Annotated in this window: 17 protein-coding genes and 2 tRNA genes; 4 read left to right on the forward strand and 15 right to left on the reverse strand. The window is 41.6% G+C overall.

Annotation, left to right across the window (positions count from 1 at the left end; translation table 11 throughout):
* The first annotated feature begins 103 nt into the window (after nucleotides 1–103).
* Nucleotides 104–997 (forward strand): 4-hydroxy-tetrahydrodipicolinate synthase, encoded by an 894-nt coding sequence (dapA, locus tag JXR92_RS13385; RefSeq protein WP_087332404.1) that lies wholly within the window; start codon nucleotides 104–106, stop codon nucleotides 995–997.
* Nucleotides 998–1,491: 494 nt separating this feature from the next.
* Here dapA and JXR92_RS13390 read toward each other — a convergent pair.
* From JXR92_RS13390 to JXR92_RS13410, 5 genes are all read right to left on the reverse strand, one after another.
* Nucleotides 1,492–1,565 (reverse strand) — tRNA-Arg (locus tag JXR92_RS13390).
* Between the two features lie 24 nt (nucleotides 1,566–1,589).
* Nucleotides 1,590–1,663 (reverse strand) — tRNA-Arg (locus tag JXR92_RS13395).
* 75 nt (nucleotides 1,664–1,738) lie between these two features.
* On the reverse strand, nucleotides 1,739–4,036 hold the full coding sequence (locus tag JXR92_RS13400; protein ID WP_131225252.1) for a patatin-like phospholipase family protein: 2,298 nt from the start codon (nucleotides 4,034–4,036) through the stop codon (nucleotides 1,739–1,741).
* A 180-nt stretch (nucleotides 4,037–4,216) separates the two neighbouring features.
* Nucleotides 4,217–6,265, reverse strand: coding sequence for a molecular chaperone HtpG (htpG, locus tag JXR92_RS13405; protein ID WP_138345456.1), 2,049 nt, complete (start codon nucleotides 6,263–6,265; stop codon nucleotides 4,217–4,219).
* Between the two features lie 111 nt (nucleotides 6,266–6,376).
* Entirely contained in the window at nucleotides 6,377–8,905 is a 2,529-nt protein-coding gene (locus JXR92_RS13410; RefSeq protein ID WP_138345458.1) for an ATP-dependent Clp protease ATP-binding subunit, read from the reverse strand.
* Nucleotides 8,906–9,206: 301 nt separating this feature from the next.
* Here JXR92_RS13410 and gyrA point away from each other — a divergent pair, with 301 nt between their 5' ends.
* Together gyrA and JXR92_RS13420 are read left to right on the forward strand one after the other, a co-directional pair.
* A complete protein-coding gene (gyrA, locus tag JXR92_RS13415; RefSeq protein ID WP_117976680.1) occupies nucleotides 9,207–11,735 on the forward strand; it encodes a DNA gyrase subunit A in 2,529 nt (842 codons plus the stop codon).
* 30 nt (nucleotides 11,736–11,765) lie between these two features.
* Nucleotides 11,766–13,007, forward strand: coding sequence for a tetratricopeptide repeat protein (locus JXR92_RS13420; protein WP_117964559.1), 1,242 nt, complete (start codon nucleotides 11,766–11,768; stop codon nucleotides 13,005–13,007).
* Between the two features lie 186 nt (nucleotides 13,008–13,193).
* On the opposite strand, the gene JXR92_RS13425 is transcribed toward JXR92_RS13420, so the two are convergent.
* Nucleotides 13,194–14,327 carry a universal stress protein gene (locus tag JXR92_RS13425; protein WP_117601673.1) on the reverse strand — a complete coding sequence of 378 codons (1,134 nt, stop codon included), beginning with the start codon at nucleotides 14,325–14,327 and terminating at the stop codon, nucleotides 13,194–13,196.
* A 79-nt stretch (nucleotides 14,328–14,406) separates the two neighbouring features.
* On the reverse strand, nucleotides 14,407–14,682 hold the full coding sequence (locus tag JXR92_RS13430) for a DNA-binding protein (RefSeq protein ID WP_085929906.1): 276 nt from the start codon (nucleotides 14,680–14,682) through the stop codon (nucleotides 14,407–14,409).
* Nucleotides 14,683–14,951: 269 nt separating this feature from the next.
* Between JXR92_RS13430 and JXR92_RS13435 the strand changes: the two genes are divergently transcribed.
* Nucleotides 14,952–16,115, forward strand: coding sequence for an IS4 family transposase (locus JXR92_RS13435; protein WP_119961547.1), 1,164 nt, complete (start codon nucleotides 14,952–14,954; stop codon nucleotides 16,113–16,115).
* 142 nt (nucleotides 16,116–16,257) lie between these two features.
* Here JXR92_RS13435 and JXR92_RS13440 read toward each other — a convergent pair whose 3' ends face one another.
* From JXR92_RS13440 to JXR92_RS13475, 8 genes are all read right to left on the reverse strand, one after another.
* On the reverse strand, nucleotides 16,258–17,103 hold the full coding sequence (locus tag JXR92_RS13440; protein WP_117600862.1) for a tetratricopeptide repeat protein: 846 nt from the start codon (nucleotides 17,101–17,103) through the stop codon (nucleotides 16,258–16,260).
* Nucleotides 17,104–17,113: 10 nt separating this feature from the next.
* Nucleotides 17,114–18,961 (reverse strand): BatD family protein, encoded by a 1,848-nt coding sequence (locus JXR92_RS13445; RefSeq protein ID WP_138346330.1) that lies wholly within the window; start codon nucleotides 18,959–18,961, stop codon nucleotides 17,114–17,116.
* A gap of 21 nt (nucleotides 18,962–18,982) precedes the next feature.
* A complete protein-coding gene (locus JXR92_RS13450; protein WP_117600864.1) occupies nucleotides 18,983–19,696 on the reverse strand; it encodes a tetratricopeptide repeat protein in 714 nt (237 codons plus the stop codon).
* Nucleotides 19,693–20,721, reverse strand: coding sequence for a VWA domain-containing protein (locus JXR92_RS13455; RefSeq protein WP_117600865.1), 1,029 nt, complete (start codon nucleotides 20,719–20,721; stop codon nucleotides 19,693–19,695). Before JXR92_RS13455 ends, JXR92_RS13450 begins: the two co-directional genes overlap by 4 nt.
* Nucleotides 20,722–20,800: 79 nt before the next feature.
* On the reverse strand, nucleotides 20,801–21,784 hold the full coding sequence (locus JXR92_RS13460; RefSeq protein ID WP_005827750.1) for a vWA domain-containing protein: 984 nt from the start codon (nucleotides 21,782–21,784) through the stop codon (nucleotides 20,801–20,803).
* Nucleotides 21,785–21,879: 95 nt separating this feature from the next.
* Nucleotides 21,880–22,959, reverse strand: coding sequence for a hypothetical protein (locus JXR92_RS13465; RefSeq protein ID WP_117600866.1), 1,080 nt, complete (start codon nucleotides 22,957–22,959; stop codon nucleotides 21,880–21,882).
* Between the two features lie 7 nt (nucleotides 22,960–22,966).
* Nucleotides 22,967–23,836, reverse strand: a complete 870-nt coding sequence (locus JXR92_RS13470; protein WP_005827747.1) for a DUF58 domain-containing protein — start codon at nucleotides 23,834–23,836, stop codon at nucleotides 22,967–22,969.
* Between the two features lie 167 nt (nucleotides 23,837–24,003).
* A complete protein-coding gene (locus JXR92_RS13475; protein ID WP_057256497.1) occupies nucleotides 24,004–24,999 on the reverse strand; it encodes an AAA family ATPase in 996 nt (331 codons plus the stop codon).
* Nucleotides 25,000–25,009: the final 10 nt, after the last annotated feature.

Consider the following 25,009-nt stretch of genomic DNA (forward strand, 5'->3'; position numbering starts at 1 on the left):
CAAATTTCCACAAAAAGCTTTTTTATGGCTTATATTTGTAGGGTAAATCGAAAAAATTCGTACTTTTGCGAGTCATTTAATTAGAGATTACTTTATAATACTCATGATACAGACAAGATTGAAAGGAATGGGGGTAGCGCTGATTACTCCATTTAAAGAGGATGAAAGCGTTGATTACGATGCGTTGATGCGTTTGGTAGACTATCAACTTCAAAACAATACCGACTTTTTATGTGTGCTCGGCACCACAGCAGAAACTCCGACTCTGACTGAAGAAGAGAAAAAGAAAATCAAGAAAATGGTCATCGAGCGAGTGAACGGAAGAATTCCTATCCTGCTGGGCGTAGGTGGAAACAACACCCGGGCCATAGTGGAAACACTGAAAAATGACGATTTCACCGGAGTAGATGCCATTCTATCCGTCGTTCCATATTACAACAAGCCATCGCAAGAAGGTATATATCAGCATTATAAGGCCATTTCTGAAGCAACGGATTTACCGATTGTGCTTTATAATGTCCCCGGTCGTACCGGCGTGAACATGAAGGCGGAAACAACCCTGCGCATTGCACGTGATTTCAAGAATGTGATAGCCGTCAAAGAAGCTTCGGGCGACATCACGCAGATGGACGACATCATCAAAAACAAACCGGCCAATTTCGACGTTATTTCGGGCGATGACGGCATCACCTTCCCTCTGATTACTTTGGGGGCCGTCGGCATCATCTCGGTCATTGGAAACGCGTTCCCGCGTGAGTTCAGCCGTATGGTACGTCTGGCACTGCAAGGGGACTATGCCAATGCATTGACCATTCACCACAAATTTGCCGAATTATTCAAGCTTCTGTTTGTAGACGGCAACCCTGCCGGAGTAAAAGCCATGCTGAACGCAATGGGAATGATTGAGAACAAGCTCCGCCTGCCATTGGTACCGACCAGAATCACCACCTTCGAAGCCATGCGCAAGATTCTGGATGAATTGAACATCAAATGCTAAGGTCTTATACCGCCCCTATAGGATATTAATTTCCAGTATACAACATATTAATATCAGCTATGCAAGGAGTTAATTTTGTGGAAACACGGAATTAACTCCTTCTTTTTTTCCTATGTGACTATATTTATCAGTACAATAATCCCAAAACAGTCTACTGATTACGTTATAAAGCAAAAAGACATCTGGTTAAATCGAGAAAAAGACGTCTCTAGCTCAATCAAGACAAGACTATTATTTCAGCTAATCTATTAGTTCACAATACTGAACACTTTGTTTCAGCAGAGAAAAACACTTTGTTTTTATATGATGGAACAAAGTGTTCTGTCAAGGGAAACAAAGTGTTCTCCATAATGAAACAAAGTGTTTAGTTAAGGGAAACAGTTTGTTTTACTTAGCAAAACACGCGCCAGTGCCATACAAGGGGAGAACATCAACTATATCCCATAGCTGTAAAAACAAAGGATCTCCGCAAGTTTTCTTGCGGAGATCCTTTGTGATCGCGACAGGATTCAAACCTGTAACCGGCTGATCCGTAGTCAGCTACTCTATTCAGTTGAGCTACGCGACCCTTAAAAAAAATTATGAAAACTTGTGACCGCGACAGGATTCAAACCTGTAACCGGCTGATCCGTAGTCAGCTACTCTATTCAGTTGAGCTACGCGGCCTCTTTGTTTAACGGGTGCAAAGATACGTACTTTTTCCGAATTAGCAAACAATATACAAACTTTTTTTGAAGAAATTTATTCGACAAAGCGATAATTAAACAACTGCCAGCCGATTGTCATCCCCACATTCCACTCCCTTCTCGGTGAGCTATAATGATTTACATAAGCAGAGATGGCTCCGAAGGGCAAATGACAAATAACAGAAACTTCTCCCATATACTCAAAGCGGGAGAATGCTTTTCCATAATACGCTTTATTCAATGCATTCTTTTTTATCGGAAAAATCGGCGTAAAGCCATAAAATTCTGTCCGAAACTGGAACATATCATTCAAAACATATATCGGTTTGATGCCGGCAGCCACATATTGGTTGGCACGAAAAGCTTCATTGTACATCAGTTTACTATGTGGAGTCGGTGCAAATTCTCCTGCCTGCATCATAGTTGCCGTATAATTCTCAGAAAAATTTTTCGACGAATACAGTGCTTCTGCCATCCATCCCAAGGTGAACTTCGGTCCCATTGTGTGATATGCCTCCTTCATATAAGAAATTTGCAACCATGATTGCCGTTCTTGCGGAGAAGGACTGTACCCTTCTTGCGGATTCCCAGGTTCAAATCTTTCCCTCCCGGTAAAGACCTGGGCTATCAACTTCTCCAAATAACCTTTTGTCGCGTATTGCCGCGTATTTAGGGTACTCCCATAGAAACCGATGGAACCTCCCAAAAGTTTGTATGTACTTCTGTCCGAACGGTCCTTATCGAAATCTATTACGCTGGATTGAAAATAGTTATCTTCCAGTTGGCCATACCCCAGACTGAACTCCGCACGCTTATTAGCCAGAAACGGCAAGGCAACCATCAACTTCACAAAGCGCTCATCTTTTGAATTGAATGAAGGCTTGTCATTCTTGGAAAACAACTTATCCTTCTTGTAGTAATCGAAGGTACTGATTGAAGCAATAAAACGAAAGGATGTAGGTATGCGGGTAGGCAAATCAATCTTACCCATCAACTGTGCATTATTATAAATCTTACCCAACTGACCGTCAAAAGTTATTTCCTTGGAATAATAATTCAAGTTCTGATATCCTACTCCCAAATAGATTTGGTTTGAGCTCGTGGTAGAGACACTGCCCCCCAGACGCACGGAAAAATTATCCTCCATCTTCACCTTCAAATGCAGCTGATATAAATCGGCTTCCGAATCATACACTGCGTGAGGAACTATTTCCGAAATCATATTATCTGCCAGCAAACGGAAATACCCGCGCTTCAAGTCTTCATAAGTAAAGACTTCATGCTCCTCATCATGGAATTCTTTTTTGATGTAGGCTTGCTGTTGGGCATTCGCCCCTTCAATAATAATATCCCGGAAACGGAATTGAGGTAGGTTACTCCGGAAGACAAGGCGCCTCAAACGCACATTATCAGCATTCACCCTACGGTGAACACGGCTTTTGATGGAATCCATCATATTAAGAGTACGGTTGTAGCCTATATCGTGCAATTCCTGCAGACGGTCAAAATCCAGCAGGTTGACATCATCGTACTTGAAGGTCATGACTATACCCAATGAGTCCGGAATGGAATAATCGGTCTTCTGCATAATCATATTCTCCAATTGGCTCATCAGGTCATTCTCCTTCGGCTTACCGGGATTTGCCGCCACCACACTGCCAATAATGACATCCGGATGAAAATCTTCCCGCATCACATCCGTAGGGAAATTATTATAAATACCGCCATCATAAGCAAGTGTACTGTCTATTTCTATCGGTTTAAAGACAAATGGAAAGCTCATGGAAGCACGTACCGCATCTCCCAAATCCCCTTTACCCAATACCAATGGCTTTTTATTGTACACATCGGATGCTATACAGCGAAAAGGGACAAACAGATTGTTGAAATTACCGCCACATGCAGCTGTAGCGCGTGCAAACAATTCCACAAATACCAAATTCATCTGTATAGGGTTGACCATGCTTGTAGGAAGTATCTGGGGCTTTATATGCAGCGAGTCCCTAAAAGCGAAACGGATATTGAAAAATTCCGGTGAAGGACGATTCTTTTTAAAATAATACTCGTATTTGGGCTCCACTTTACCCGAATACCAACGCTTAAAGTCGGGAGAGCGCAACAGCGCCTCCATATCGTCCGGAGAATACCCCATAGCATACAGCGAACCGATGATAGCTCCCATAGAGGTTCCGGTTATATAATCAATGGGTATATTATTCTCTTCCAAAGCCCGGATAATGCCAATATGAGTCATGCCTTTTGCTCCACCGCCACTCAATACAAGCCCCACTTTCTGAGCTTGTAAAATAAAGGTACATAGAAGAAACGACAAAAACAATAAAACTCTTTTCATAACTATGCGATTCCGAGTAAGATAAATGTTCATTGCCCCAAATATAAACAATAGTTTCTAAAAATGCCGTATTCAACGGAGAAAATCACTTTATAATTGGTGAAAATGAATAAAAAAGGGTATTGCGACTCTGAAGAATCACAATACCCTTGCATATATTAAATGCAAATTTAAAGGGACTTATTTTATCAGGTCAATGCTTCTCTTGACAAAGTTGTTCAAAGCTTCACCTTTCAACATACCATTCTGCAACAGTGCCAAATCTATCAGCTGACGGACAACCTTATTCTTGGCTGCATAATCGGCAAAGACACCTTCTTTCTGCGTTTTCAGTTCATTCCACTTCTTATCCAGCTCACTTACCTTATCTTTTTCGGCAGTCGGTATATCCTCATCTTTCTTTCCTTCCTGCTTCTTTTTCAACTCATTACGTTGCTTGTTCACTTCATCCATCTCTGCCTGAACTGGAGCAACGGCAGCAGCACATTCCTTGTCCTCATCTGCCAGCACTTCCTTCACCAGCTTATGGTCTGAATTCAATACTAGGTTAAACATATCCGGCATTTCGCCATAGAAGCTCATTCCAGCCTGAATATTGGCCATTTCCTTCATACGGCGCATGTACTCGCTCTGAGTTATCATGATAGGAGTGGCGTTTTCGCCCAAAGCCTGCGCCGTGATGTTAAACTCCGTCTTATCCATCTTGGGCAACTGGCTCTTGAAGATGGAAGAAAGAACTTCCTGCTTGCCGGCTTCCAACGCTTCATTCTTCTTGTCTTCCTTGACAATCAGATTATCAATAATATCGCTGTCTACACGAGTGAAGCGAACCTTTTCGAACTTCTGTTCCAACATGCTCACCACCGCAATGTCCAGCTGTCCATCCATCAACAGCACATTGTATCCTTTATTCGTAGCGGCCTCTATATAGCTGTATTGTTCATCTTTATTGTTGGCATACAGATAAATCAGATTTCCATCCTTATCCGTCTGGTTATCTTTAATCAACGTCTTATACTCTTCGAAAGTATAATATTTGCTGTCTGTATCGGTGAAAAGGGCAAAATCCTTGGCTCTATCATAGAAATCTTCCTGCGTAAGCATTCCGTAGTTGATGAAGATTTTCAAGTCATTCCACTTTTCCTCAAACTGTTTACGGTCATTCTTGAAGATAGACTGCAAACGGTCTGACACCTTCTTCGTGATATATGTAGAAATCTTCTTCACGTTGGCATCGCTCTGCAGATAAGAACGGGAAACGTTCAATGGAATGTCCGGTGAATCGAGCACACCATGCAGCAGGGTCAAGAAATCAGGAACAATACCTTCCACCGAATCCGTTACATATACCTGGTTACAGTAGAGCTGAATCTTATTCTTGTTCAACTCAATGTTGCTTTTCACTTTAGGGAAGTACAGAATACCGGTAAGGTGGAACGGATAATCCACATTCAGATGAATCCAGAATAAAGGTTCGTCGGACATAGGATAAAGGTCACGGTAGAACTTCTTATAATCTTCATCTTTCAATTCGCTGGGTTTCAGCGTCCACAACGGGTTGGAATCATTGATGATATTATCCTCGGCAGTTTCAACCTGCTTGCCGTCTTTCCATTCTTTCTTCTTGCCGAATGCAACCGGAATAGGGAGGAAACTGCAATACTTCTTCAACAAAGAGGAGATGCGTGCTTCTTCAAGGAATTCCTTGCAGTCATCGTCTATGTAAAGAACGATATCCGTACCACGTTCTGCCTTATCAGTGTCTTCAATCGTAAACTCCGGACTGCCATCGCATGTCCACTTTACAGCCTGGGTGCCTTCCCGATAGGATTTAGTGATGATTTCGACTTTCTTGGCAACCATAAAAGCCGAATAGAAACCCAATCCGAAATGGCCGATGATGGCGTTGGCATCGTTTTTATATTTCTCAAGGAAGTCATTGGCGCCAGAGAAAGCTATCTGGTTAATATACTTGTCTATTTCTTCAGCCGTAAGACCTATACCATGGTCGGACACCGTAATGGTATCTTTTCCCAGCGAAACATGTACGGTTAAATCGCCAACTTCACCCTTGAACTCACCGATAGAGGAGAGCGTTCTCAGCTTCTGTGTAGCATCAACCGCATTAGAAACCAACTCACGGAGAAAAATTTCATGATCACTATACAAGAACTTTTTAATGACGGGGAAGATATTCTCAGTAGTTACCCCAATATTACCTTTTTGCATACTACATTTATATTTTTTAGATTTATATTTTTAATTATTCCGGCAGATATAGCACAAAAAAAATGCCAGCCCATAAGGACTGACATTTTGACGGTTTTTATAAAGAACAGCTTATGCCTTCTTGATGCTCAACTCGTCTTTTTCTTTGTCTACTGATACGTTTACCGTATCACCCGGCTGTAACTCCGCCGCCACTATCAGCTCGGAAAGTCCATCCTCCAAGTGGTTCTGAATAGCACGCTTCAATGGACGCGCACCAAACTGTACATCGTACCCTTTCGAAGCAAGGAATGTCTTTGCATCATCCTCCACAACCAGCTTGTAACCAATTGCTTCAACCCGTTCGTACAAGCCTTTCAGCTCAATGTCCACAATCTTTGTGATGGCCTCCAAGGAGAGCTGGTCGAAAGTAATGATTTCATCCAAACGATTCAAGAATTCGGGAGCAAAGGTCTTGTTCAGAGCCTTTTGTATCACGCTGCGCGAATGTTCATTGCCATCCGTGCGGTTTTGCGCCGTAAAACCTACGCCACGGCCAAATTCCTTCAACTGTCGCGTACCGATATTGGAGGTCATAATGATAACCGTATTCTTGAAATCAATGGTTCTGCCATAATTGTCAGTCAAACGACCTTCATCCAGTACCTGAAGCAAGATGTTGAACACATCCGGATGAGCTTTCTCAATCTCATCCAGCAAGACAATGGAATACGGCTTGCGACGAACCTTTTCGGTCAACTGGCCGCCTTCCTCATAGCCCACATATCCCGGAGCGGCACCAATCATACGAGATACGGTGTATTTCTCCATATACTCGCTCATATCGATACGTATCAAGGCATCGGCAGAGCCAAACATATATTTTGCCAATTGCTTTGCCAAATGCGTCTTACCCACACCAGTAGGGCCAAGGAACATAAAGGTTCCGATGGGATGGTTCGGGTCTTTCAACCCTACACGGCTACGCAAGATTGCTTTGGTAAGTTTCTCTATCGCAGCATCTTGAGCTATCACCTTCGCCTGTAGTTCTTCCTTCATTCCGGCCAGTTTAAGTCCTTCTGCCTGCGCCATGCGCTGTACGGGTACACCGGACATCATCGAAATAACATTGGCTATTTCCTCTTCGCCTACCGTTTGGCGGTCATCCTTCAAACGGGCTTCCCACTCGACCTTCATCTCCTCCAAGCGGACAGAAAGTTCCTTCTCACGGTCACGGTAGCTAGCAGCCAGCTCAAAATTCTGTGATTTTACAGCTTCAGCCTTCAAGCCACGTGCCTCTTCAATCAGCTTTTCCTGCTCCTCAATTTCTTTCGGAACATTAATATTCGTCAAATGCACACGCGACCCCGCCTCGTCCAAAGCATCAATAGCTTTATCCGGGAAGTTGCGGTCGGTTATATAGCGTGCTGACAACTTGACACATGCTTCCAAGGCTTCATCCGTGTAGCTCACGTTATGATGGTCTTCATACTTCTCCTTGATATTCTTCAATATCTGAAGCGTTTCTTCAGCTGTGGTAGGCTCTACAATCACCTTTTGGAAACGACGTTCCAAAGCACCGTCTTTCTCAATATTCTTTCTGTATTCATCGAGAGTGGTAGCTCCAATACACTGGATTTCACCACGCGCTAAAGCCGGTTTCAGCATATTGGCAGCATCCATGGAACCGGCAGCAGCACCGGCACCTACAATCGTATGGATTTCATCGATGAAAAGGATGACATTCGGATTTTTCTGCAACTCGTTGATAATAGAGCGGATACGTTCCTCAAACTGACCACGATATTTTGTTCCCGCCACCACAGAGGCCATATCAAGCATCACCACGCGCTTTTCAAACAAAATGCGCGAAACTTTCTTTTGCACAATACGCAATGCCAAACCCTCTACAATGGCAGATTTTCCGACTCCTGGTTCACCGATAAGCACCGGATTGTTCTTCTTGCGGCGGCTCAAGATTTGCGCCAGACGTTCAATCTCGCGTTCGCGACCCACAACCGGGTCCAGCTTGCCTTCTTCGGCAGCCCGGGTCATGTCTACGCCGAAATTGTCCAGCACGGGGGTATCATTGGACGGCTTTCTAGATGCAGTCTGTGCAGCCGAAGCCGAACCAGCCCCTCCAGTACGGGAGGAGCGAGACATACTCATGTCTTCTTCATCCTCTTCATCATCCTCAGCGAATCCCATTCCCGCATTCGGATTGGTCGATTTCATCGAAAGCTGTTCAAATACAGCCTGATAATCCACCCGGTGTTCTTCCAAAACAGTTGCAGCAAGATTGTCTCCGTCTTTCAAGATAGCCAGCAATACATGTTCCGTATCGGCAGTTGCACTTTTCAGCAAACGCGCTTCAAGCATACACATCTTCAATATCTTAGCCGTCATCGGGGACAAGGGCACTTCAGCGTCCGGCAAGAGAGTATCGTCCTCGGCATCTTTCAGGAAACCCTCCAGGCGACTTTTTACTCGTTTTAAATCTATATCAAGTTTCAACAATATTTCAATAGCTTTTCCTCCGCCATCACGCAACATGCCGAGCAGAAGGTGTTCCGGACCAATATAACGATTTCTCAATCGATTGGCTTCTTCCTTGCTATAAGTAATTATGTCTGAAACTCTTTGTGAAAATTGATTGTTCATATTTTATAATTCTCCTCAATTAAAAAGGTTATCCACGACAAAGATACGCATTTATTAATTCAACGTATCATATTTAACTGATTTAATAGTATACAAATCCCGTGCCACAAATTTCAAATCTGTTTTTCCATTTTATACCTTATATATTAATGGCAACTTGGGGAGGAAAGGAGGGAGTACTTCTATATTTATGCCGCAGGCAACAAAGTTTATGGAGGAAAACTTTTGTATATCGTAAAAAAGCAGTACTTTAGCGTGGTTTTTCACGAACCCGAAAATGTATAATTAATAATCTTTTTAAATGCTTGAACAAGACAGAATTATAAAGATTAACATCGAGGAGGAAATGAAGTCATCGTACATTGACTACTCTATGTCGGTCATTGTCTCACGTGCCCTTCCGGATGTTAGAGATGGTTTTAAACCCGTTCACCGAAGAATTCTTTTCGGAATGATGGGATTGGGAAATACCTCCGACAAACCTTATAAAAAATCAGCCAGAGTTGTAGGTGAAGTATTAGGTAAATATCACCCTCATGGCGACTTGTCCGTTTACGGAGCTCTTGTACGTATGGCTCAGCCTTGGGCAATGCGTTACATGTTGGTAGACGGACAAGGTAACTACGGTTCAGTAGACGGTGACAGCGCTGCTGCCATGCGTTATACCGAGTGTCGTTTGCGAAAAATTGGTGAAGACATGATGACAGACCTTGAAAAAGAGACTGTTGACATGCAGAACAATTTCGATGACTCTCTGCAAGAGCCTACCGTCATGCCGGCCCGTATTCCAAATCTTTTGGTAAATGGTGCATCTGGTATTGCTGTAGGTATGGCTACCAATATGCCGACTCATAATCTATCTGAGGTTATTGACGCTTGTATTGCATACATCGAAAATAATGACATCGATATAGAAGAGTTGATGACGTATGTTAAAGCTCCCGACTTCCCGACCGGAGGCTATATATACGGTATGAACGGTGTTCGCGAAGCCTATCTCACGGGACGCGGACGTGTCATAATGCGTGCTAGAGCCGAAATTGAGACTGGTTCGACGCACGATAAAATCGTTGTGACAGAAATTCCTTATGGCGTCAACAAAGCTGAATTGATTAAGAATATAGCCGATTTGGCCAACGAAAAGAAAATTGAAGGTATTGCCAATGCTAATGACGAATCCGACCGTGAAGGTATGCGTATCGTTATTGATGTAAAACGTGATGCAAATGCCAGCGTTGTACTCAACAAGCTCTACAAGATGACAATGCTGCAGACATCTTTTGGTGTGAACAATGTTGCATTGGTACATGGCCGTCCACGTCTGTTGAATCTAAAAGATTTGATAAAATACTTCGTTGAGCACAGACACGACGTAGTCATCCGCCGTACTCAGTACGATTTGCGCAAGGCCAAAGAACGTGCACATATTCTGGAAGGATTAATCATTGCATCTGATAATATCGACGAAGTAATTAAGATTATCCGTGCTGCTAAAACACCGAATGATGCGATATCTGGTTTGATGGAGCGATTCCAACTCAGTGAAATTCAGTCACGTGCTATTGTTGAAATGCGTTTGCGCCAGCTCACAGGCCTGATGCAAGACCAACTGCACGCCGAATATGAGGAAATTCAGAAGCAGATTGCTTATTTGGAAGAGATCCTTGTCAATGACGAACTCTGCCGCAAAGTCATTAAAGATGAACTGATTGAAGTAAAAGAGAAGTATGGTGACGAACGTCGCTCAGAAATCGTCTACTCATCAGAAGAATTCAATCCGGAAGACTTCTATGCAGATGATGAAATGATTATCACCATCTCACACATGGGATACATCAAGCGTACACCGCTGAGCGAATTCCGTGCGCAAAACCGTGGTGGGGTAGGCTCCAAAGGTACCGAAACCCGCGATGCAGACTTTGTAGAGCATATTTATCCTGCAACCATGCATAATACCATGATGTTCTTTACACAGAAAGGTAAATGTTACTGGCTGAAGGTATACGAAATCCCTGAAGGTACTAAGAATTCGAAAGGTCGCGCCATCCAGAATTTGTTGAATATCGACTCTGACGATGCTGTAAACGCCTATTTGCGCGTGAAGAACCTGAACGACCAAGAGTTTATCAACAGCCATTATGTATTGTTCTGTACCAAAAATGGTGTCATTAAGAAAACATTGCTTGAGCAGTATTCACGCCCTCGCCAAAATGGTGTAAATGCTATCACTATCCGTGAAGACGACCGTGTAATCGAAGTGCGTATGACAAACGGCGACAATGAAATCATCATTGCCAACCGTAACGGACGTGCCATTCGTTTCCATGAAAGTGCTGTGCGTGTTATGGGACGTACTGCCACCGGTGTACGTGGCATGACATTGGATGAGGACGGTCAAGACGAAGTAGTAGGTATGATATGCATCAAAGATCCTGAGGCGGAAACAATTATGGTTGTATCGGAACAAGGATATGGCAAACGTTCGGATATTGAAGATTATCGCAAAACCAATCGTGGAGGTAAAGGTGTGAAAACAATGAATATCACCGATAAAACGGGTAAATTAGTAACGATCAAGTCTGTTACAGATGAAAATGACTTGATGATTATTAATAAATCCGGTATTACCATCCGTCTGAAAGTTGCCGATGTTCGTATCATGGGACGTGCTACACAAGGTGTACGCCTAATCAACCTTGAGAAACGTAATGACGAAATTGGCTCTGTATGCAAAGTCACTTCAGAAAATGAAGAGGAACTTATAGAGGAGGGGGAAGAAAATACCCTTGAAAGCCCTCAGAACGAGGTAAACAGTGAAAATGAAGAATAGACATAATATTAATTTAAATTTTCTACAATCATGAAAAGAGTATTATTTTCAATGGTTTTACTACTTGCCGCAAGTTTTACTTTCGCCCAAGAAAAGAACGTAAAAGAGGCTAAAAGTATTGCTAACGGAGTAAATCCTGACTTTGCCAAAGCAGAGGAACTGATAAATCAAGCTTTAACTAATCCCGAAACAAAGGACAATGCCGAAACGTGGGATGTAGCAGGTCTTATCCAAAGAAAAAGAAGTGAGAAAGAAATGGAAAATGCCTATCTGAGAAAACCTTATGACACTCTTCAGGTATATAATAGTGCATTAAACATGTGTAAATTCTACTTCAAATGTGACGAATTAGCACAAATTCCCAATGAAAAGGGCAAAATCAAGAATAAATATAGAAAATCTAATTCTGCTACAATTTTAGCAGAACGCGGCAATCTGATCAATGGCGGCATCCAATTCTTTAATTTGGCCTCACAAAAAGAAGGCGATGCAGCCAAGGAAGGCAATAAAAAAGCGTTGGATTTCTTTGCAACCTACATTGATATTGCTATCAACCCGATGTTTGAAAAGGAAAATCTGTTACAAACAGATACTGTATTACCTCAAATAGCATATTATGCAAGTTTAGCAGCTGCTAAGATGGAAGATTATCCTAGTATTTTGAAGTATGCTCCTTATGCGCAAGACGATAAAGAAGTTGGGAAATACGCTATGGAATTTATCTCTACTGCATTGAAAGCCGAAGGTGATACTGTTAAATGGATTGCTTCTTTGAAAGAAGGTATCCAGAAATATCCTGAACATTCATTCTTCTTCGGTCATTTGATTGATTATTATAGCAATAACAACAAATATGACGAGGCTATGCAGTTTGCTGATGATATGTTGGCTAAAGATCCTAACAATACATTCTATTTGTATGTAAAAGGCTACCTTTATCACAATATGAAGGACTATGATAAAGCTATTGAATTCTATAAGAAAACTATAGAAGTAGATCCTAATTATGCAGAAGCATACTCTAATTTAGGTTTAATTTACTGCTTACAAGCACAAGATTTCTCAGAAAAAGCAACTACAGATATTAATGATCCTAAGTATAAAGAAGACCAAGCTACTCTGAAGACTTTCTATGAAAAGGCAAAACCTTATTATGAAAAGGCAAGAGAACTGAAACCTGATCAAAAAGATTTATGGTTAAATGGTCTATATAGAGTGTATTATAATTTGCAGATGGGCCCTGAATTCGAAGAAATTGAAAAGTTGATGTAATACTTTCTTTCAGAATAATAAAAGCCTAATTAATAATTTAATTAGGCTTTTATTATTCTGAAAGAAAGTAAAGAATATTATTTCTTAAGTGAGAGAGAAGAAGAACTAAAATTAGATTAAATTATCCCGGCATTATATTAAACATAATCCTGATATTGATCAAACCATATATATCCAATTCAACACCTACGTATTCGGTCTTCCGTAAATTACCAACAATGGTGTATCAGAATGGAAAATCATCTTTCTGGCAATACCAGGATTAAATAAGCGCGAAAATATATTTCTTTTATAAGAAGTTAATGTCATAATATCAATATGATTACTCTTGATATAACTGTCTAAACTACTAAGCAGATTATCATTCTTTACCACATCATAGTGTATTTCCAATTGTGGATATTGTTTTTGAAAATATTCCTTAATACCAGCCAGTTTTATTTCATTCCATGTATTCTGAACATCAGAAAGATGTATCAGAGACACTGAAAACTTAAATGATTTCAGATTATTTATTAGCGAATCAAAAGCTATTAAATCACGTTGATCAAAATTAGTAATAAATGCAATACGCTTAGCCTCAGAAAATTGCTTGAATGGAGTATTTTCAGGAATGGCCAATACCGGTACACGGCTACGTTCAATCACTTCAGCTGTTACACTGCCAATCAAATCAATATCCTTCTGATTTCTACCACGAGTTCCCATTATGATAATGCGTGGCCGATATTCCTTGGTATAGCGGAGTACCTCTTCTTCAGGAATACCTTCACGCAAAACACAAGTATATTTAATATCTGGAAACTCGCCGGAAGCTACCTTCTCTTTTACTTTATCAGATAATTCATTCAAATCAGCATGAACTTTTTGTAAGATACTCCTTACATTCTCCTCATCACTTAGCTGATAGTTAAATACATCTCCGTATGGCAAAGAAGTTGCATATATAGGAGTAAAATAAACATGTAGCAAAACAACTTCTGCACCTATATTCTGAGCGAAATTGAAACCGAACTCGCAAGCCTTCAAAGAATAATTGGAAAAATCCACTGGAATTAGCACTTTATTACTAATCTTCTCCAGTTTAGGTGACTTCCCCCCCACTACCTCTTCAGATAACCATGCAGAACTTTCAGTAATTTTCAGAGCATGGGGTAAGTCACTCTCCTTAATACGCACACGTACACCAGAAGAAACAACTGGTTGTATCTGGTTTACATTGTGGATATAAGTCTCAATACCTTCATTTTCAAGAACATTCTTCAATATTTGAGCTTTCGCGTACGTTAAGATTGCCAAAGTAACTAATTTATCTTCCATATATCATTGATTTTGAGATTAAAACAAATAAGAAATCCCAATTGTTGTCAGCAATTGGGATTCTTCTAACTTTCTCTTCTTAAGCTCGAACAGCTTCTTCAGTCTTACCTGCCATTTCATCTAAAATTTTTAAAGCTCGCTCTAAAACAGTAGTATCATCAATCATAACCAATCCACCATCTGGTCCAGGTTCCAAGTGAATCCCAACACTTTTCCCCTCCTTAAAATTGTGTCCACCGAAAAAATTTCTTACAGTGTCAACATTCAGTCCAAGTTCATCGGCTATTCTATGCATACTACCACTAGGCAATGAGTCTTTAATCTTACGTAATTCATTAAATGTTATTGTTCTCATATTCATAAATTTAATGGTTAATACTCTGTATTTTTTATTATCACGCTATAAACTTAAGGAAAAAAAAGGATAAAACAAACTATTTCTTTATCTTTTTTCAAAAAGAATATTGCCTCTCCAAAAAATAATCATTTTTTAAGTATACACATTACTGTCCCATTAAAATCTAAAAGAGTTCTTTGAAATATTTGAAATTTAGTTAGTTACAGCTATTCTCCGAGCGAACGGACTTGAATTTGTAGCTTTGCATCAGATTAATCCGATGGCATATGTTCCAAGACAAATACGTTTTCGCTCAATTGGCTTCATTTCTGAATCGAAGTAAGTTTAACCGCATAGTCACCAAGTATGATGGCGATAAATATGTGAAGCACTTCACCTGCTGGAATCAACTACTTGCTTTGATATTTGGCCAACTTTCTAATCGTGAAAGTCTGCGAGATTTGATAGTTGCTCTTGAAGCTCATCATTCCAAATGTTATCATTTAGGAATGGGTAAAAATGTATCAAAGTCATCGCTGGCAAGAGCAAATCAAGATAGAGACTATCACATCTTTGAAGAATATGCTTACTACCTAGTTAGCGAAGCACGACAAAAGTGTGCTAATCATATTTTCAAACTTGGCGGTAACGTTTATGCTTTCGATTCGACAACTATTGACCTGTGCCTTTCAGTCTTTTGGTGGGCAAAATTCCGCAAAAAGAAAGGTGGTACTAAAGTGCATACATTATATGATGTGGAAACACAGATTCCTGCATTCTTTCATATCACGGAAGCATCCGTACACGATTCTAAAGTCATGATTGAAATTCCTTATGAACCAAGCTCTTATTACATCTTTGACCGCGGTTATAGCAACTTCAAAATGCTGTATAAAATTCATCAAATTGAAGCCTACTTTGTTGTCAGAGCAAAAAAGAATCTCGGGTACAAATCCATCCAATGGAAACGTAGGCTGCCTAAGAATGTGCTTTCAGACGCGAGTGTACTTCTGACAGGATTCTATCCTAAACAATATTACCCAGAGCCACTTAGGCTGGTTAAATATTGGGATGAAGAACAAGAACGAGAATTTATATTCATAACCAATGCGATGCATATATCTGCGCTTCAAGTTGCTGAACTTTATAAAAATCGCTGGCAGGTAGAGCTGTTTTTCAAATGGCTCAAGCAGCACCTTAAAATCAAAAGATTTTGGGGAACTACAGAGAATGCTGTTCGAATACAGATATATGCTGCTATATGCGCTTACTGTTTGGTGGCAATCATTCAACACGATATGCAACTGGACAGAAGTACATATGAAGTGTTACAAATACTGAGCATCTCATTGACTGATAAGACTTATCTGAGAGACCTCTTTAATAAAACTAAATTTCAAAATGACAAAGAACGATTCGGACCAAATGGGCCAAGTTTGTTTAATTTTTAATTCGTCCCAATTTTAATGGGACACTAATGAAGTATACAGAATTATAAATACGAAGAAAAAGCTCCTAAAAACATACAGAAACAGCTCGTATAAAGCAGAATTATCGGGCTTATACGAGCTGTTTTTAGAATATAGGGAAAATTTAAATACCTTCTATGGCGGAAGCTGGAACCCACCCTACTTTACCGTCTTCCAAACGAATTTCTTTCCATTCACGCATAGAGTTGTCTTTTATTTCAACTTTACGTCCCTCATGAAGAATGAACAGACTTGTACCACTTTCACTGGGAGTACTACGCACTGTGACACTAGGTGCTAACACTATAGCTTCACTACGTTCCATCAGTTCGCCTTTCTGCTGAGCAGCAAACACATTACTCAATATAACAAGAGCCAGGAATACTATTCCTGCAATAAATCCCACTTTCTTCCCCATAATCTGTTTTGAAAAGAAAAAGAGATAGAATGAAACGAGTAATAGTACAAAGAACACAATCCCCAACTTAGCCCATGCATCTACGCTAAGACAATTAATCAACGATTTAGTCCAAGATACAAAGAAAACCTCAGGAACTGGGATTACCTTATCGATTGTCTTAGAACGTGCTATTTCCAAATTTGCACGAATATCAGCATTACCAGGTTCCAACAACAAGGCACGCTCATAATTCAATATAGCTTTTGCTATATCATCTGCCTTATAATAACTGTTGCCAAGATTATAATAGACCTCTGCAGCCTCTCCCTTCTTTAACAGATTCTCATATATTTGAATGGCAGAAGCATAATCATTCCGTATATAGGCGCTGTCACCTTCAGCCTTTGTCACATTGCTTTCTTGTCTTGCAGCAGAGAATTCCGCATGTGAACCGACGGATGTAGAGTCACTACCAGTCTGTAATGTATCTACAGATGCAGGATTCTGCCCATAGGCAGTAATTGCCATCACTAGACTAAGAGTAAAAAACAATATTCTATTCATTACCATTTCCTCCTGATTAATGTTTTATCGAGTTTTCCATTTTGCTGATAACTTCCAAAGAAGCTGAATATACCTTATCCATAGCCTGGTTATCATCACCCGGAGCAAAGCGGGCAAACTCACAGTTGTTCAATGCATCGAGGAATTCCTTTATCAACGCATCATTCACACCATAATTACGAAGTTCCTCTTCGATATTATCCTTAGACAAACGGGATACCGGAATGTTCAGTTTATCACTGATATACCCCCAAAGAGCCTTCAAAACCTCATCATAAAATGCGTCTTTCTTATTCTCGGCCAATAATTTACCAGCTTGTTTCATACGTTTCACCGCCACTTTATTGGCTTTCTTAGTACGCATCTTTGCTACATTTGCATTGGCTGCTATTTGCTTACGATAGATGATAAAGAATGTAATGAATGCAATACCCGGTATCAAATAAAGCAACCAATACGTCAACGAACCGAAGAAGAAATCACCTTTGGGAGACAAAGTGACATTATTCTGCTTGATAAAACGAATATCCTCGTTTAATACTTTCAAGTCTTCCTTGCTTGTAAAGTTTGCAATGGTCTGAGCTGCATTACCTGCTCCCTTTTCCACATGCAATTCATACTCTTCCGTAGTCAGCGTTTTATACGAACGGGAATTAATATCAAAATAACTGAACTTTACGGCAGGAATCTTATAAGTTCCCGCATTACGGGGAATTGCCAGATACTCAATGACCTTACTACCGGAGAGGCCCGAATTTGTCAGACGGAATTTATTGTCCACCTTCGGATCATATACCTCAAAATCCTCGGGGAATTTGACTTCCGGATTAGAAAGCAACTTCAGATTGCCGGTACCAGAGATGACAAGTTTGACAGTAACGGCATCATTGGTCTTGACATTTGTACTATTGATAGAAGAAGTTATATTGAACTCTCCCACTCCTCCAGAAAAATCAGCTGGCTTACCTACTGGCAAGGGTTTTACGTCAATCGTCAATTGCGGAGTCAAAATTGTCTTTTTAACTTCTACGTAATTGCTTCCTCCATTGAAAAATGCCTCGAACGGATCAGCAACTTGTGTAGCCTTTGCAATGGAAGCGTCAAAGCGTGCAGCATCAATCGTCAACTTACCGGCTTGTTGTGGGAACAACACAAACTGACGATAGATTGTAGACTGATAATTTCTACCTTTATAATGCTCCAATCCCCATCTTCTGTCATTAGGAAGTTCCACTTCCTGAGAATGGAATCCTTTGAAGTCGGGCAACTTCACATTGTCAAACATACGCAAGTCCACCAAGGTATATATCTTATATGTCAATAGGAATGCTTCTTGTTCATACACCGTCGTCTTACTGGCAGTAGCTGTAATAAACAAATCACTATTCGATACAGATGTCCCGGAAGAAGCGCGGCTGGCAGTGCCACTGCTCTGTCCGCCACCATTTCCTGAGGATGCTCCATTGGTAGCCTGATCTGCCGGAAGAATCCTTACTCGTACAGAATTAGAAACCATTTGGTTACCATCAGCAGTGATAGTGGCTCCTGGAATGGTAAAATCACCTTCTGCAGTCGCCATTAAAATATAAGTGAATGTAATACTGCTGGTTGAAGTCGTCTGCCCATTAATCATCTGCACGCTACTCTGTTGCGAGCGGCTGGGCCCCATCAACACATCAAATCCCTTCATAGAAGGAGCACGAAAATCCCTTACCTTTTGTGTAGTCACCGTATACGACAGTCTGAACTGGTCTCCTACCGCCACAGCGTCAGGAGCAGACGCAGTAAACGATACCTTGCCATCGGCAAAGGCATTCATACTGGCTGCAATCAGTGCTATCCATAAGAAAACTATTTTTCTCATATATTATTCCTATTATGTTTGTTACCAATCTTTTTCCAGACGACCTCCTTGAAGTACCTGCTGCTTTTTCACTTTATCCTGCACATCCTTCTCGTCTTGCATGACAGAGTTCAACAGCTGTTCGGCATTTTCCTTAGACATCTCATTATCTTTCTTTTCCGGCTGAGAAGGTTGTTGTTGTTGCTGGTCTTGATTCTGTTGCTGGTCTTTCTGCTGATCCTGCTGTTTATCCTGCTCCTTCTGTTGGTCCTGTTTATCCTGATCTTGATTCTGATCCTGGTTCTGCTGCTGGTCTTGCAACTGTTTCTGTGCCAAAGCAAGGTTATAGCGCGTTTCATCATCTTTCGGATTATTGCGTAACGACTCCTTATAGGCTTCTACCGCCTTTGCATAATCCTTCTGAGAATGAAAGATGACTCCCATATTATGATAAATCTGTGCCAAGTTCGATTTGTCCTTTTCTATCTTGGTAGCTCCCACATATTGCTCCATCGCTTCCTGCAGCTTGTTCTGCTGGGTCAATGTATTTCCCAAGTTGAACATGGAAACCGTTGACTTCGGGTTTACCTCCAAAGCCTTCCGATAGTTCACTTCTGCATCCACATATACGCTATCCTTAAAAAAACGGTTTCCCTTACGGATATAATCGCGTTCCGCCTTCTGTGCAGAAGCTGAAGCTGCCACTAACAGCAGCAAAACTATTCCAATATATTTTTTCTGTAACATACGCATCATTTCTTATTAGAGAATAAATGAATGTTGCGGAACAGAGGATTCTTGCGCTCCAATATCAACATCTCAGCCAGTAACAACAGCAGAATAATCCATGCCACTGCCTGAAACTGTTCATTGAATTCCGTGTACACCTGTGTTTCCACATCTGCCTTTGCCATCTTATTGATTTCCTGACTAATCGCTTTCTGTGCACCATTGGTATTGTCTACGCGCACATAAATACCATTTCCCGCCTGAGCAATTTCCTGACACATCTGCTCATTCAAGCGAGTAACGATTACATTACCTTCACGGTCACGACGATAATCATTAGTACCCTCTATTGGAATGGGGGCACCCTCGGGCATACCTACCCCTAATACATTGACCTGGATACCTTTCTCTGCAGCAACCTTAGCAGCTTCTACGGCACCACCTTCATGGTTTTCACCGTCGGTGATGACAATAACAGTACGTCCCACCCCTTCTTGAGGTGTAAAACTCCGGGCAGCCAGATTTATTGCAGCTCCAATTGCCGTACCCTGCTTGGAAATCAGCGAAGGGTCGATGGACTCCAAAAACATCTTGGCGGAAATATAATCACTCGTAATAGGCAACTGGGTAAATGCGTCACCCGCAAAAACAATCATACCGACCTTGTCATTCTGCATCTTATCTACCAACTGTGCCACCAGCCGTTTTGCCTTCTGCAAGCGGCTTGGCTGTACGTCTTGTGCCAGCATGGAATTGGATATATCCAACGCAATCATCACTTCCACTCCCTGACGTTTTACCGTCTCCAGTTTGGAACCAAACTGCGGACGTGCCAACAGTACCGTGAACAACCCGATAGCCGCAAAAACCAACCAAAACTTCACATCCGGACGGTATTTGGAAACATCCGGCATTAGCTGTGCCATCAGTATAGGGTCACCAAACTTACGAATGGCTTTCCTCCTCCGATAATTGGAGTACAAGTAGAAGGCCGCCAATAAAGGCAGCAACAGCAACAAGTACAAATATGCAGGTTCTTCAAATCGAAACATCTTTTTATTTACAATTTAGCAATTTACAATTTACAATTTGGCTACGCAATGACTGATACACTAAAAGACATTCTCCTTTTTACGGTATCTTCTTCAATATAGAGTTGCGTAACAGTACCTCCAGTAATACGCACAAGAAAGCAGCCAACGCAAACCAGCGGTACTCTTCCTGGCGCTTGCTGTATTCTTTTACATTCAATTTTGTTTTCTCCAGCTTGTCTATCTCCTCATACACTTCCTTCAACTTCGAGTTGCTGGTGGCACGGAAATAGTTACCTTCCGTTGTTCCAGCAATCTGTGTCAAAGTCTTTTCATCAATTTCGACGGGCATATTGACATATTGCACTGTTCCACCTACCGGATAAGGATAAGGAGCCATACCATTGGTTCCTACCCCAATAGTATAAACGCGAATGCCAAAGCTCTTGGCTATTTCAGCAGCTGTCAAAGGAGAAATATCACCTTTATTATTGACACCGTCCGTCAGCAGAATAATGACTTTCGACTTTGCCTTGCTATCCTTCAAACGGGTAACGGCATTGGCAATCCCCATACCGATTGCCGTTCCGTCTTCAATCAGCCCGCACTTCATATCTTTAAGCAAGTTCAACAATACGGCATGGTCTACTGTCAATGGACATTGCGTAAAGCTTTCTCCAGCAAACAAAGTTATACCTATATTATCATTCGGACGTCCGTTAATAAACTCTGCCGCTACATCCTTCGCCGCTTCCAACCGGTTAGGTTTCAGGTCTTCGGCCAGCATACTGGTAGAAACGTCCATGGCAAGCATGATATCAATACCCTCAATCTCACTGTTCTGCCAGCTATCGGTGGTTTGCGGACGTGCCAAAACAAGAATAATCAGTATCAAGGCAATTATCCGCAATACAAACGGTACATGCAGCAAGTAGTTCTTATAGCTTTTAGGGGTATGGGCATACACACGGGCATCCGAAATCTGAAGCGTAGCTTCACTATTCTTCCGCTTCATAATATACCATACTATATAAGGTATAAGCAACAGCAGCAAAAATAAATATTCAATATTGGCAAAAACCATATTTATGTACGATTTAACGATTTACAATTCAGCTTCGCTCCAAACATCCCTCATTTTTCACTCATGTATATCCGATTGAAGTCACTTTTTCAGTATTAAGCAAAATAATTATACAACTCCAATCCAATATATATCAAGGAACTGACAAGGGCTACAGCCAACACTACAATACCCGCTCCCAGCAAAATCTTGGTACGCAAAGAACGTTTCTCGATAATGGTAATCTCCGTAGGCTGCGGTTTAGCATTCTCCTCTTCTTTCTCCTTGGTTTCATTAATAAAGTCAATGGCATTAATCAGGTTAGCGTCATTTTCGTTCACCAATGGATTATGCTTGGCAAATTTCACCAAATCAGCAGTCTGGAACAATTCACGCAAATCTGATAGAGCTTCCTTATCTTTCATTTCCAGCAACTTATCTATGATTTCCGTAGAAGTCATTTCCAAAGCATTGAAACCAAAACGGTCTTTTATATATGTACGAAGAGCATCAGTCAATTCCGTATAATATTCCTTCGGCTCCCCTTTCTGCCATACCTTCTCATTCTTGATACGTTCTATCTCCTGCATAGCCAACTGATGGGGAGGCAACTTAGGTTCTACCTTCACCTTACGGATAATAGGCTTATTGTCGAAGAAACGCATTATCAGATAGACAAGCAATATCCCTATCGGGATAATCAGCGCACCACAAGCCATAAGACCATACCAGTCTTCCCAAGCAAAAGGCGCTTGCATCACTGTTTTGGGACCGAAAAACTGTTCCGGATTCTCCGGATCTAACGGGACATTCACCGAATATACTTTCAATGCCAACGCTTTGGAGCGATACTTCTCATTATCCACCGTCACTTCCATAGGCGGCAGATAATAAAGAGCCGAATCAAAAGAGGTAACTGTATACTCTTGAGTTATCAATGCACGCCGGCCATCATTCAGCAATTGCGTATCCGGTTTGGCCACATCAATAATTTCAACCCCATTCACCAGCGTATCGGTATATACCGGGAATATGGCACGCTTATCGGCATCTAGAGATACTTGAAGCTTTATCTTTGCCTGCTCTCCAATAAGAATCTGCAAAGAGTCAATCGTAGCATCTACCGTTACCGACTGGGCTACTACCCTTCCCGACCATGCTATTAATAACGCTATCAGAAATAAATATCTTTTCATTTTCCGATTAATTTCGTTTCGCAAACAAATTCATCAATGCCTTGACATAATCCTGGTCGGTACGTACCGACACATTGTCGACATTACTCTTGGTAAACGTTTCATTCAGTTCCGCCTGCTTGTTCACCCACCAGTCATGATGGGCACGACGCACGGCACGCGAGGAGGTGTCAATCCACTGCTCATGTCCCGTCTCGGCATCCCTAATCTTCATCAGTCCCACGGGAGGCAATTCTTCCACACGACGGTCGTACACCTGAACGGCAACCAGGTCATGCTTACGATTGGCAATGGTCATGGCGTTCTTGAAACTTTCCTGGTCGATGAAGTCGGACAAGACAAATGCCGTGCAACGGCGTTTCATTACGTTTGTCAGATACTCCAAGCCCAGACGAATGTTCGTCCTCCGGCTTTCCGCATGAAAATCTATCAGTTCGCGGATGATGTAAAGTATATGCTTACGTCCCTTCTTGGGCGGAATAAACTTCTCAATCCGGTCCGAAAAGAAGATGACACCAATCTTGTCATTATTCTGAATGGCAGAGAATGCCAGTGTGGCGGCAATTTCCGTCACCATATCCTTCTTCATCTGCTTTACCGTACCGAATTCCAAACTACCGGAAACATCTACCAACAACATCACTGTCAATTCGCGCTCCTCCTCAAACACCTTGACGTAAGGCTTGTTGAAGCGGGCGGTCACATTCCAGTCAATGTCGCGTATGTCGTCGCCAAACTGATACTCGCGCACTTCGGAGAATGCCATACCTCTACCCTTGAAGGCAGAGTGATACTGCCCGGCAAAGATATTGTTGGACAGTCCGCGCGTCTTTATCTCAATCTGACGGACTTTCTTCAAAAGTTCTGTTGTTTCCATTGATTTATTTTAATAATCTCATTTAAGCACACAAGCGCAATTTAGTTTATAACAGAAACTTCCCTATGAAAAGGGGTGAAGTTTTCGGTACTCAACCCTAAGGTTTACGACGCTAACCTCAGGTATTGGATTGTAAACCTCAAGTTTACGAAAACCTCTATTATGCGTTAGGGCACTTCAACCTTGTTCAGTATCTTGCTGACGATTTCATCAGATGTCATATTGCTGGCTTCCGCCTCGTAAGTCAAGCCGATACGGTGGCGAAGTACGTCGTGTGCCACAGCGCGCACATCCTCCGGAATGACATAACCGCGACGCTTGATGAACGCGTAGCTACGGGCAGCCAGGGCCAAGTTGATGGAGGCACGGGGCGAACCGCCGAAACCAATCATGTCTTTCAGCTCTTTCAAATCGTATTTTTCCGGATAACGAGTAGCAAATACAATATCGACAATATATTTTTCGATTTTCTCATCCAGATATACCTGGCGAACCACCTTGCGGGCTTCGATAATCTCGTCAGCCTTCAAGATTGGCTTCACGTTGAACTTCTCTCCATTGATATTCTGGCGAATAATCAGTTTCTCCTCTTCCTGCTTCGGATAGTCAATTACAACTTTCAGCATGAAACGGTCCACTTGCGCTTCGGGCAGCGGATAAGTACCTTCCTGCTCAATAGGATTCTGCGTGGCAAGCACCAAAAATGGTTTGGGCAACCCGAAAGTTTCATTGCCGATAGTAACTTGACGTTCCTGCATGGCTTCCAGCAAAGCACTCTGTACTTTGGCGGGAGCACGGTTGATTTCATCAGCCAAAACAAAATTTGCGAAGACCGGACCTTTTTTTACTTGGAACGTTTCATCCTTCTGGCTGTAAACCATTGTACCTATTACGTCGGCAGGCAACAAGTCTGGCGTAAACTGAATGCGGCTGTATTGCGCATCAATCAACGAAGCAAGCGTCTTGATAGCTAAAGTCTTTGCCAAACCGGGCACACCTTCCAACAACACGTGTCCATCGGACAACAAACCAATTAACAACGACTCTACCAGATGCTTTTGTCCTACAATGACCTGGTCCATACCTGTGGTAAGATTGGTAACGAAAGCACTTTGTCTTTCAATCCGCTCATTCAGTTCGCGGATGTCAATTGTTTCAGCCATAAATCATTCT

Origin of the sequence: Bacteroides parvus (genome assembly GCF_017309675.2) — a bacterium.
Classification (GTDB): Bacteria; Bacteroidota; Bacteroidia; order Bacteroidales; family Bacteroidaceae; genus Bacteroides; species Bacteroides uniformis.